The sequence below is a fragment of the Enterococcus sp. FSL R5-0957 genome (assembly GCF_038008005.1).
In the GTDB taxonomy this organism is placed as follows: domain Bacteria; phylum Bacillota; class Bacilli; order Lactobacillales; family Enterococcaceae; genus Enterococcus_B; species Enterococcus_B faecium.
This window is the reverse complement of sequence record NZ_JBBOYG010000001.1, coordinates 2,073,654-2,085,767: the sequence shown is the minus strand read 5'-3', so window position 1 is coordinate 2,085,767 and position 12,114 is coordinate 2,073,654. Positions and strand designations below refer to the sequence as shown.

9 protein-coding genes, 2 pseudogenes and 1 other annotated feature are annotated in these 12,114 nt (G+C 35.4%); of the genes and pseudogenes, 7 read left to right on the top strand and 4 right to left on the bottom strand.

The window, feature by feature from the left end; genetic code table 11:
• Positions 1-61 precede the first annotated feature (61 nt).
• Together MKX69_RS10170 and MKX69_RS10165 are read right to left on the bottom strand one after the other, a co-directional pair.
• Entirely contained in the window at positions 62-700 is a 639-nt protein-coding gene (locus MKX69_RS10170; RefSeq protein WP_002326001.1) for a CPBP family glutamic-type intramembrane protease, read from the bottom strand.
• Positions 701-822: 122 nt separating this feature from the next.
• Positions 823-1,455 carry a pentapeptide repeat-containing protein gene (locus MKX69_RS10165; RefSeq protein WP_010723712.1) on the bottom strand — a complete coding sequence of 211 codons (633 nt, stop codon included), beginning with the start codon at positions 1,453-1,455 and terminating at the stop codon, positions 823-825.
• A 350-nt stretch (positions 1,456-1,805) separates the two neighbouring features.
• Here MKX69_RS10165 and MKX69_RS10160 point away from each other — a divergent pair, with 350 nt between their 5' ends.
• Positions 1,806-2,105 carry a bacteriocin immunity protein gene (locus MKX69_RS10160; protein ID WP_341010053.1) on the top strand — a complete coding sequence of 100 codons (300 nt, stop codon included), beginning with the start codon at positions 1,806-1,808 and terminating at the stop codon, positions 2,103-2,105.
• Positions 2,106-2,604: 499 nt separating this feature from the next.
• Positions 2,605-4,369 (top strand): annotated as a pseudogene (gene acm / locus MKX69_RS10155) (collagen-binding MSCRAMM adhesin Acm); the annotation flags it as partial.
• Positions 4,370-4,411: 42 nt separating this feature from the next.
• Here the strand turns inward: acm and MKX69_RS10150 are convergent.
• Positions 4,412-5,538, bottom strand: a protein-coding gene (locus MKX69_RS10150) for an IS3 family transposase (RefSeq protein ID WP_094850654.1) whose coding sequence is annotated in 2 segments (ribosomal slippage) — positions 4,412-5,310 and positions 5,310-5,538 — 1,128 coding nt in all. Because the reading frame shifts where the segments join, the coding sequence is not laid out codon by codon here.
• A gap of 79 nt (positions 5,539-5,617) precedes the next feature.
• Here MKX69_RS10150 and MKX69_RS10145 point away from each other — a divergent pair.
• Positions 5,618-6,583, top strand: a pseudogene (locus MKX69_RS10145) (Cna B-type domain-containing protein); the annotation flags it as partial.
• Between the two features lie 271 nt (positions 6,584-6,854).
• Here the strand turns inward: MKX69_RS10145 and MKX69_RS10140 are convergent.
• Complete coding sequence (locus MKX69_RS10140) at positions 6,855-7,340, bottom strand: prolyl-tRNA synthetase associated domain-containing protein (RefSeq protein ID WP_002318671.1); 486 nt, start codon at positions 7,338-7,340, stop codon at positions 6,855-6,857.
• A gap of 89 nt (positions 7,341-7,429) precedes the next feature.
• Positions 7,430-7,664 (top strand) — a binding site (T-box leader).
• Positions 7,665-7,819: 155 nt separating this feature from the next.
• Here MKX69_RS10140 and MKX69_RS10135 point away from each other — a divergent pair.
• The 4 genes from MKX69_RS10135 (at position 7,820) to MKX69_RS10120 (ending at position 11,948) form a co-directional block, all read left to right on the top strand.
• Positions 7,820-8,461, top strand: a complete 642-nt coding sequence (locus MKX69_RS10135) for an amino acid ABC transporter permease (RefSeq protein WP_002289240.1) — start codon at positions 7,820-7,822, stop codon at positions 8,459-8,461.
• Between the two features lie 18 nt (positions 8,462-8,479).
• Positions 8,480-9,115: an amino acid ABC transporter ATP-binding protein gene (locus tag MKX69_RS10130; RefSeq protein WP_341010050.1), complete on the top strand. Its 636-nt coding sequence runs from the start codon at positions 8,480-8,482 to the stop codon at positions 9,113-9,115.
• A gap of 17 nt (positions 9,116-9,132) precedes the next feature.
• Positions 9,133-9,948 carry an amino acid ABC transporter substrate-binding protein gene (locus tag MKX69_RS10125; RefSeq protein WP_002318672.1) on the top strand — a complete coding sequence of 272 codons (816 nt, stop codon included), beginning with the start codon at positions 9,133-9,135 and terminating at the stop codon, positions 9,946-9,948.
• Positions 9,949-10,511: 563 nt separating this feature from the next.
• A complete protein-coding gene (locus MKX69_RS10120; RefSeq protein WP_002289243.1) occupies positions 10,512-11,948 on the top strand; it encodes a glycoside hydrolase family 1 protein in 1,437 nt (478 codons plus the stop codon).
• Positions 11,949-12,114: the final 166 nt, after the last annotated feature.

Genomic DNA, 12,114 nt, shown 5'->3' with positions numbered 1-12,114 from the left:
TGTTTAAAGGAAATAAAGTATGCTTTCTTAGCAATAGAGCATGTATTATTTCTATAAAAATTTAGGAGAATAAAACGACTAGCAATATAGCTGTGAAATCAAATATCACATGAACTGCCCAACTTGTAATGATCGAGTTGCTTTTAATGGCAGCTTGGTTGAATAACAATCTTGCCACCCCTTGTATCAAAAGGATGTGTGCTACAGTGTGTAAAATATTTCCATTATCATAAGTACTGTAATGGATAAATCCAAAGATGATTGCTGACAAGAAACTAGCGACAGGAATGCTGAACTTACTAGAAAAAATAGCGAGAAAATACACTGAGAACAATTCTTCTCCAAGTATCATGATAGGCAAAATAATAAATAATAACGGGCTGAAAGCCTCATTTATTGGATTGCCTGTTAAACCCCATTTCAAAATTTGTTGCAAAAATACCGAGACTGCGGCACTGATTACTACATTGATAAAAAAATATTTGGCTATATTTTTGACAGGAGCGACAGGTTTCGAGAACATATTTTTCGTATCTTTTTTACCAAAAACAAGTATAAATGCTATAAATCCAGTGATAGTTAAAGAAAAAATGCTAATGATGGATGGCGCAAATAGCAACCCTAACAAACCGAGTACAACGACAATAGTGCCCAATATCCCTTTTTTTAGTTCTATTTTTTTTCCTAAAATGTTATTCATGATAATAACTCCTACTATTCAGTTTTTGAAGATAGAGTCAGTATACATGAAGAGTTAAAATAGGCAATGTTTTTTTATGAATATTTGTATTGCTAAAAATTTATTTTATATATTCATTTTGATTATACTACTTTTATTTGTAAAAATTTTCTAGCAAAACCAAGTGCTTGCAACTGATTAAGCGTACAATTTTTTAGATGTTCCGGGCGTACTTCAATCATTTCAAAGGAGTTGTTACTTAAATCAATATTTTTTAAATCAGTATCAAAAAAGCTAGCATTTTCTAGATCATTAGTATAAAACATTGTTTTAGTGAGGGAACAGTCTACAAAATCTGCGCTTGATAAGACAGAGTGCTCAAAGTTACTTTCTTTTATGTTTGAACCAGATAAATTTACATAGTCCATTTTACAATTCTCGAATAACGTGTTCCCAATATAACTTTCCATCAATTTAGTACCTGTTAATTTACAATTGACAAATTTCACGCGATGCAACATGCTTTTTGTCAATATACAGCCTGAAAAATCACAGTTTTCGAATATACAGTCGGTAATCTCCATTCTTTGAAAATCATTGGAAGCAAAAAATGCATGCTTGAAAATAGATTTGTAAATAATTGGATGGCAGATTATTTGGTTTTCGATGACCTCTTTTTGTGAAAGGATATTATACAGTTCAAAATCTTCGTTTTCATAGATATGGAAAAAGGATCCTTTATTCACGCTTGCGTCATTAACTTTAGGAAAAATCATATTTAATTACCTCCATTTTCATAAATTCATATTAACAAAAGCTAAACCAACTTACATTAGCAGAAAATGAGATAGGTTTTCGCCTTTTTCGATAACGATAGTGTCGCTATCTCTTGAAACGTTCTTAGAATTGCCCTGAGAGACACAAATTAGGCGTAATTCTAATAAAAATCTTAGAATAAAAATTTTTACTGATTTAATTTAGAATGTTTTTAAAATAAAAATCGTTGCCATAACAGTGTATTGAAAGGTTTTAACAAATCAGTAATGATTTAAAAAAATCTAGATGTAGCGTATACTTTGTTTATAGAATGTAGTGGGAAGAAATATATTTTTGGGAGGAAATTGTGATGTCTAAAAGTGAAGAAATAGAAAACATGGTACTAAAATTATATGATCTCGTTTTAAATCCAGAGATCAAAGAAAAGGAACGTATACTTTTGATAGACGCAAAGACATGCTTAGAAAAAGGTCAGTATTATCCTAAAGTCATAAATAATTTGGAACGTAGTTTACGTCCGTTAGCAATCAGGGGAGAATTGTCTAAACCAGTATCACTGTTTTATATGGAGATATCAACAATAGGAAAATTTGAAAAAGAATTAGGTCGAGGAATGGCTTCGGCACCGATTACTTTTGGGCATTTATAAAAACGGGTTATTCATCTCAATGAATTAAAAAGTAGAGTCAATCACATAATGCAGGCTAGGTTCATTTATTTGAACGGAGTCTGTATTTTTTAATTCTTAAATAAAGAAACAACTGTTTTTATATTGTGTTTTATCCTTTGTTTAACATAAAAACAGCTATTATAAAATAATAATGTTAATTAAAAGTGTATTTTATGAAACTATCGTTATTTATTAATGTTGCATTTTTGTAAGCCAAGAATTGGAAATATAGCTTGAAAAAATGAAAGCAATAAGTAAAATAAAGTGAACATATGTGAAAAAATAATTATTATTAGGAAAAACTTTATATAAAAGTTTTTTTGGCATATTTATTTTTTCTAAATGTTTGTAAAATAACTATCTATTTGATGGTTGAAAGGTTGGAAATGAAATGAGTGAGGGAGGATTTGAGAACAAGGGTTTTTGAGTACTAATATAGTATGGATTATTTTTAGTTAAAATAGGGGAGATAGAAAAAATGAAAAAGTGTAGAAATATTATTTTATCATTGTTATTTATTATTACTAATATAACATCACTGATTCCTGTTCATGTCTATGCGGATGCAGGTAGAGATATCAGCAGTAATGTCACTTCGTTGACCGTGGATCCAACAAATATTACAGATGGAGGAAACATAAAAATAAAATTCTCGTTTGACGAAAAAAAAACAAAATATCCAGCCAGGTGATTATCTTTGGATCAATTGGTCAAGTGAAGGAAATATTCGCGGTGAAGGATTCCAAAAAGAAATCCCACTAATGATTGAAAATAAAAATGTTGGAACTTTAACGGTCAGAAAAGATTCTGCGCAGGTTGTGTTTAATGAAAATATTAAAAACCTAGACTCAGTAGAAGGTTGGGGGCAATTTGAGATACAGGCCAGAAACGTAACCGATACCGGTGAAGAAAATACGGGACCATTCACCGTGACGAGCGGTGATAAAACAGCTACTGTAATGTGACAAAGCCAGCTTCTGGTTCTTCTTCTAGCGTTTTTTATTATAAAACAGGAGACATGCTACCTGAAGATACTAAGCACATTCGATGGTTTTTGAATATTAACAATAACGGCACTTATGTTGAACAACCAGTTAAAATCAGTGATGAAATCCAAAGTGGACAAAGATTAGATCCAAGTACGTTTGAAATTAATCAAATACACTTAGGTGAACAGAAGGTTTATAGAGGAGAAGAGGGAATCCAACAATTTTTACAAGATTTCCCCGGCGCTACATTTAATTTTTCAGTAACTGATAATTACATTGAAATAACTATACCAAAAAACTTTGTCAATCTTAGGAAAATAATGGTGAGTTATAAGACGATCATAGAAAACCCAGAACAAATAAATTTTGAGAATCATTCGGAAGCTTGGTTTAAAGAATTTAATAAACCTGCTGTTGATGGAGAAAGTTTCAATCATACAGTTAAAAATATTTCAGCTTCTGGTGGAGTCAACGGTACAGTTAGAGGCGAATTGAAGATTTTCAAATATATTAATGACACAGAGATTGGTATCCCAAATGTGACTTTCGAATTAAGACGAGCAGATGAACAGCCTATTCAAGGACAGTCTAGTATCCTGTTGACTTCGAATGAACAGGGAGAAGCTAGTATCAAAGGCCTGCAAGTAGGAGACTATGTTGTAAAAGAAAAAGAAGCACCCAATTGGATTGATTTTGATCCACTAAGTTCAAATGAACTCAAATTCTCCATAAACGAAAATGATACAGAGGGAGTCAGTTTACCTATTTATAACAAGAAAAAGGTTACGAACATCACAGCAACTAAAATTTGGAACGGTGGAACCACTCCAAGACCGAGTATTTATTTTTTAATTATTCAGAGCAAGTACAAACAATTGGGAACCAGTTCCTGATGCAGAAACAAAACGATTAGACAATGGAATAACTTCAGTGACTTGGGAAGATATCCAACAGTATGATGATAGTGGAAACGAATATACGTTTAAAGTGCAAGAAGTAGATCAAAACGGAAATGATTATGTCCCTTCAGGTTATCAAAAAATTGAAAACGGGCTAGTCGTTACAAATGAGAATAAAGAAGTCATTTCAGTCTCAGGACAAAAAACATGGGAAGACAATGAGAACCAAGACGGCAAACGACCGACGACGATCACAGTAAATCTATTAGCCGACGGTCAACCGATCCAACACAAAGAAGTAAGTGAAAAAGATGATTGGCGCTATCGTTTCACGAATCTGCCAAAATACAGAGACTGGATTTGAGTCAATATCTTGGACACATTTTAGTAGAGACGGTTAAGCCATTTTTTCTTTTGCTAATTCTTCAAATTCCTGTGGGGTTAGATAGTGAATCGAGCTATGGATTCGATTTCGGTTATAAAATCCTTCAATGTAGCTAAATAGCGCTCGATTTGCTTCTTCAAAATCTGAGTAGCTAGTCGTGTAGACTTCTTCTTTTTTCAATGAGGCATGGAAAGATTCGATTCCAGCATTATCATAAGGTGTTCCTTTTCTACTATAAGAATGCCTTATTTTGTTGGTTTTAAGCCATTGTTCCACTTCTCTTGCTGTGTATTGGCTGCCCAAGTCAGTGTGTAGAATCATTCCTTCTGGAATGTGATAATGTATTTTTGCTTTATTCAATGTTTGAATGACACAATCCACAGTCATTCGTTTTGAAAATGTATAACTAATAATTTTTTTCGTGTGTAAATCCATGATTGAAGATAAGTAACACCAACCATTTTTCTTAGTAGGAATGTACGTAATGTCAGCTGCCCATTTCTCACAGATCGTTTCAGTAGAAAAGTCCTGATTTAAGAGATTCTCTTTTGAAATGATCGGTTTATTAGACCTTTGAGGTCTATATTTTTTAACTACAATCGACCTTAAATTTAATTGTTTCATTAGCTTTTGGACATGTTTAAGAGATACTGAAATCCCTTCTTTTAATAAAACTTGATGGATCTTTGTGGCACCATAGCGTTGTTTATTCGTAAAAAAAATTGTTGAAATCTTCTTTTTCAACTTATTATTTCTGATTTCTGTAGCTGTCAACGGTTTATTCTTATAAAAATAATAGACACTTCTAGGGATTTCTAATAACCGACACAACAAAGAAACAGTGTAATCCTTACACCATTTTTCAATAAATTGAACAAGCGAATTTAGGTTTTCCGAGAGAATATGGCTGCGGCTTTTTTTAAGATTTCAAGTTCCTCATTTAAACGAGCATTTTCTTTTCTCAGTTCAGCTACTTCTTTTCCAGTCAGTCCTGTGGACTGATCAGGTAAATATAAATTCTTCCATTTGTAAATCGTTGCTTCAGATAAGCCATATTCTTTCGCTAACCCTCGAACAGAACGTCCAGTTTGATTCAGTTCAACAATCATTTGTTTAAAATTTTCTTCATATCGGGTCATAAAAATTCATCCTCTCGTAGATAAGTTTAATTTATTCTTGTCTCTACGAAAAGCTGTCTAAGATTTGATACTAACACCAGACGGGCAAGAAATCATCTATACTGTAACGGAAGACAACGTGCCCGAATACAGTACGACAATTGAAGGGTATAACATCAAAAACAGTTATACACCGGGTAAAACTAGTTTAAGCGCTACTAAAGTATGGGATGATGGAAATAACCAAGATGGGTTACGACCTCAAAGTATCCAAGTCCAGCTGTATGCTAATAACCAAAAAGTAGGCGAAGCAGTAGAACTGAGCGAGGAGAATCACTGGACGACCACGTGGAACGAATTGGCAGAAAAGGCGAAAGGTCAAGCTATCACTTATCGAGTGGAAGAGTTGACCAAAGTAGCTGGCTATACCAGTGAAGTTAAACAAACAAAGGATGGAAACATCGTTATTACCAATACCCATGTACCAGAAACCAAAGAGGTTTCTGGACAAAAAACATGGGAAGACAATGAGAACCAAGACGGCAAACGACCGACGACGATCACAGTAAATCTATTAGCCGACGGTCAACCGATCCAACACAAAGAAGTAAGTGAAAAAGATGATTGGCGCTATCGTTTCACAAATCTGCCAAAATACAGAGACGGGCAAGAAATCATCTATACTGTAACGGAAGACAACGTGCCCGAATACAGTACGACGATTGACGGGTATAACATCAAAAACAGTTATACACCGGAAAAAACAAATATATCTATACCAGGTAGCCATATAACACCGTGGAAAAATTTTCCAGAGAAGACAGAGAGAGAGAAAATTAGAAATCTATTCTCTCAAAAATTGCAAATATTTGCTCATACAGGAGAATCCAGCGAACAAAGAACCAATTATATTAGTAAGAGAGCTGTACCTAAACAGATAACAAATAAATCAAAAAGCATTCTTCCTAAAACAAGTAGTAAAAAATCTAGTTTTGCTGTAATCATTGGTTTATTGATAGTAACTATCTGTGCTGGGATATTCTTACAAAAATATAAAAAAGTTTAGTTAGAATATAATATTTTTTGTTAAATATGACTGAAATCAAAAGAATAAAATTCCGATTTATAATCGAAAAAAGAAGCATTTTTATATATGCTTCTTTTTTCGTAGAATCAATAAATATGGATTTGGCTAACTATGGAAGAATACTCGTATTAGTTTTCAGCGTTCATACTAGTTGTTACATTGTTTGATTGGCCAAAAGAATTTCTGATATATTTTGTGCTAAATAAAGAAAAAGACGCTTGAATTGGGAAATAAGAAAACTACTCTATCATTACAAATTTTCATAAACTGGCAGATGTTCTAAGTAAACAAGTATCTTTTCAAAGTCGGAAAAATCCATGATCAACGTAGTGGTATTGATATTTGGATGAAAGCCTACGGTATCTTGACGATCAATAGCAGCATCGATCACGACTTGGATTTTTTTCTCTTTGTCGTGCATCAATGCTAATGGAGTCACTGTACCTGCTGGAACGCCTAGGAGGTCAGGAAGCTGTTCTTCAGAAACAAAAGATAAGCGGTTTTCTTTTAATTGTTCAGCTAGTTCTTTTAAATCGGCATGCTTTTCATCAGGCAAGATGACAAGATAGATTTGTTTTCCTTTTCTTGATTTCAATAATAGATTTTTTACTTGCGGACCAGGTAGGGAAAAAAGGACATTTTTGACTGACGTAATCGCAGGATGATCGACTTTTTGAAAAGAGATACCCAGTTTTTTTAGTAGTTCATAAGCTTCTTGTTCGGTTGCACGACTCATCGCGCATCACCCTCCTTTTTTTATTAGTGTATCATAAAAAAGAGTTGACAAATGAAAAATAATCATGTAAATTACACGTAAAGTTAAAACAAATGACATCGAAAAGAAGAGTAGCCGTTAGGTGTTTTTAGAGAGTCTCTGGTTGGTGGAAAGAGGCAGCAGTTAACCGTGAAACACATCTTGGAGTCGATTTTCTGAAGCGTATAGTAGGAAAATCCGGGGAGCCCGTTACAGCTGCGGTCGTTGCTAGATGACCAGATAAGGCTGGCTTTTCCGTGAGGAGCCGGTAAAAAAAGGTGGAACCACGTGATTAACGTCCTTTGATCTTCGGATCAAAGGACTTTTTGTTTTCATCTGAACGGCAACGACTGTGTGAGGTTTTTTCTGCAAGGAAAAAATAAACAGAGGTGGAACCACGTATAATACGTCCTCTTGGCATTTGCCAAGAGGATTTTTTTATTTTAAAGGAGGAAAAGAAGATGGAGTATTTGATTGAAGTTATGCCGCAATTATTAGTAGGAGCACTCACAACATTGAAATTATTTTTATTTACCTTGATTGGCTCATTACCATTAGGGATTGTTTTAGCATTAGGATTGTCTTTGCATTTTAAGCCGCTACGCTACTTGCTTCAAACATATGTATGGGTTATGCGGGGAACACCGCTGTTGTTGCAACTGATTTTTATTTTTTATGGGTTGCCGACGATTGGGATCGTTTTTGATCGTTTCGAAGCAGCACTCATTGCCTTTATCTTAAACTATGCAGCTTATTTTGCAGAGATCTTTCGTGGAGGGATACAATCGATTCCTCAAGGTCAATATGAAGCAGCGCAAGTTTTGCAATTAAGTCCCTTTCAAACGGTGACGAAAATCGTCATCCCACAAGTGACAAAGATTGTTTTACCTTCTGTAGGGAATGAAGTTATCAACTTGGTCAAAGATTCTTCCTTGATCTATATATTAGGTTTAGGTGACGTAATGCGTGCTGGGAAAATCGCGATGGAACGCGACGCGACTTTACTGCCTTTGCTAGGCGTGGCAATCATCTATCTTACATTGACTGGTATTCTAACAATCGTAATGAAACAAGTTGAAGGAAAATTAAATTATTACCGCTAACTGATAGGAGGAAGAAATATGATTGAATTGAAGAAAGTGAACAAAGCATTTGGTGAAAAAAAAATAATCAAAGATTTGAATCTGATCATTCCAGATGGGAAAACATTAGCTATCATAGGTCCTTCCGGTGGCGGTAAAACCACGCTTTTACGTATCTTGGCTGGCTTAGAAAGTTCTGACAGCGGAGAATTTTATTTAGACGGTGTACCGTTCAACCCATTCGAGCTTAAAATGAAAGAACAAGTTGTAGGAGTCGTATTCCAAGACTTCCAGCTATTTCCACATCTGAATATTTTTGAAAACATTACCTTAGCACCAAAAATGGTATTGAAACAGACAAAAGAAGAATACACCAAAAAAGCAGAAGAATTAGCGGCTTCATTAGGGATTGGTGATTTATTGAATAACTATCCTTATCAGCTTTCTGGCGGACAAAAACAGCGGGTAGCGATTGCCAGAGCATTGGCTATGAATCCACGGGTATTGGCTTATGATGAACCAACAAGTGCTTTAGATCCTGAATTACGCCAGCAAGTCGAGCGTTTGATCCTATCATTGAAAGAAGATGGGGTAACCCAAATTATTGTCACCCATGATTTAGTATTTGCAGAAAATGTCGGTGATCAATTACTAAAAGTTTCCCCAATTCATTAAGAAAGGAGAAGATAGAGATGAAAAAAAACAGTTTTCTATTCGCTTTGATCGCAGGTCTTCTTCTTTTTGCAGGCTGTTCGAACAAAAAAACTTCAGCAGATAATTGGGCGACTATCAACGAAGAGAAAAAAATCGTTATAGGTTTAGACGATACATTTGTTCCTATGGGATTTAGAGATAAAGACGGGAAGCTCACAGGATTTGATATTGATTTAGCCAAAGCAGTCTTTGAACAATATGGGATTACGGTAGACTTTCAGCCCATTGACTGGTCAATGAAGGAATTTGAACTGAACAATGGAACGATCGATTTGATATGGAACGGCTATTCCAAAACGCCGGCAAGAGAAAAGAAAGTGCAATTTACAAAACCTTATATGGAAAACGATCAAGTGCTGATCACACCTAAAGAATCAGGAATCACAAACTTTGGACAAATGAATAATAAGAGATTAGGTGCGCAAAATGGGTCATCTGGTTATGATGTATTTACGAAACAACCAGAAGTATTAAAAGAGATAGTCAAAAACCAAGATGCTGTTTTGTATGATAGTTTTAATGAAGCATTGATCGATCTGAAAAGCAGACGGGTCGATGGTCTGCTGATGGATAAAGTATACGCAGACTATTATTTGAAACAAAGAAACGAACTAGAAGACTTCAACATAACAAAAGGTTCTTATGAAAGTGAGGATTTTGCAGTTGGTGCACGCAAGTCAGATAGTACATTAGTGAAAAAAATCAATGAAGCCCTAGATCAACTAGAGAAAACAGGTGAATTCCAAAAAATATCCGATAAATGGTTTGGCGAAGATGTTACGCCGAGAAATTAACAAATAGGGGACTGTGACAAAAGACGTGTCACAGTCCCTTTTTCCGAATAAACAGTGTTCTCCTGCCAACTCCTTGTGACTCGGAGCTGAATGGCAGGCTCACAACCTCTTGGTAAACGGTGTTCAAAAGCCAGTTTCTCGGTATTAAGCCAAATTTATGCAAAAATGTAGAAAGCCATTTTCACAAAATTTTTCTTACTACTCGAAACTAAGCGACTTTTTCACAACCTCTTGGTAAACGGTGTTCAAAAGCTTGCATCTGCGGTAATAAATCCAGCCAAGTAAAAACATAAGAAGCTGTTTTTACTTGGCTGTTCTTATTACTTGATGCAGGGCAGCTTTTTCACAACCTCTTATACACGGTGTTCCAGAAGTAGCTTCTTCGAAAAATAAGCCGAAATTTTACAAAACTTTGAGAAGCAATTCTCGTACATTACTTCTTGTTTCTTGAAGCTGACCACTTCTGTCACAACCTCCTTTACATAATTTTATTTTGTTGTGGAAGGGGTTTCGTGTTATTCTAAAAGAGGAACGATTGAAGGTTATAGGAAAGGAAGAGATGAATGGAACACAAAGAACTTACCTCATTTCCAAAAGATTTTCTGTGGGGCTCTGCTTCTGCAGCGTATCAAGTAGAAGGAGCTTGGCAAGAAGATGGGAAAGGAGAATCAGTCTGGGATCGATTTGTTCGGATTCCAGGAAAGACATTTAAAGGAACGAACGGTGATTTGGCAGTAGACCACTATCATCGTTATAAAGAAGATATTGCTTTAATGAAAGAACAAGGTCTGAAAGCTTACCGCTTCTCTGTAGCTTGGACACGGATTTTTCCTAATGGACGAGGAGAAGTCAATCAAGCTGGGCTCGCTTTTTATGAGAGATTGATCGACGAATTGATTGAAAACGATATCGAACCTATGTTGACTTTATATCATTGGGATCTTCCACAAGCATTGCAAGATGAATATAATGGTTGGGAATCACGTCAGATCATTGAAGATTTCACTCATTATGCAGAAACATTATTTGAGGCATTCCGCGGGAAAGTCCATTACTGGATTAGTTTGAATGAACAAAATATCTTCACTTCATTAGGTTATTTGTTAGCAGCACATCCGCCAGGTGTGACAGACCCGAAACGAATGTATGAAGTTAACCATATTGCTAATTTAGCAAATGCATCTGTCATCAATAAATTTCACGAGTTAGAAATGCCTGGGAAAATCGGACCAAGCTTTGCGTATACGCCAAATTATCCAATTGACAGTAATCCTGAAAATGTTCTGGCTGCTGAAAATGCTGAAGACCTGATGGCCAATTATTGGATGGATGTCTATATGTGGGGAAAATATCCGATTGCTGCCATGAGGTTCTTAGAAGAAAAAGGATGGGCACCAACGATTGAAGCTGGCGATGCAGAATTGCTAGAATCTGCTAAACCAGATTTTCTTGGGATCAATTACTATCAAACGGCGACGAATGCATTCAATCCATTAAACGGAGTTGGTGCAGGAAAAATGAATACGACAGGAAAAAAAGGTTCATCAGAAGAAACTGGAGTTCCTGGAATGTATAAAAAAGTTGAGAATCCATTTGTCGAACGAACAAATTGGGACTGGGAGATTGACCCAGAAGGATTAAGGATCGGACTGCGTCGTATCACAAGCCGTTACCGCATGCCGGTACTGATTACGGAAAATGGCTTAGGAGAGTATGACAAGTTGACAGAAGATAAACAAATCCATGACGACTATCGAATCAATTACTTACAAAGCCACGTCAAAGCCATCAAAGAAGCAATTTCGGATGGAGCAGAAGTCCTAGGCTATTGCACCTGGTCTTATACAGATTTGCTTAGCTGGCTGAACGGTTATCAAAAGCGATATGGATTTGTATATGTTGATCAAGATGAAACACAAGAAGGATCTTTGGAACGATATAAGAAAGACAGTTATTACTGGTACCAAAAACTGATTGAAGAAAATGGAGAGAACCTTTAGTTCACATACTTAAAACAAGAAGGTACGGCTGGATATGGCCGTGCCTTTTTTTGATAAAATCGTTTAGAAATTAAGAAAAACTGTAAAACAAGCTGAAAAATGAAAGAAAGCGTCAGTTCTTTCAAACAAAACTTTAGTTCCCTTGCTTTTTTTTGTATAATGAAAC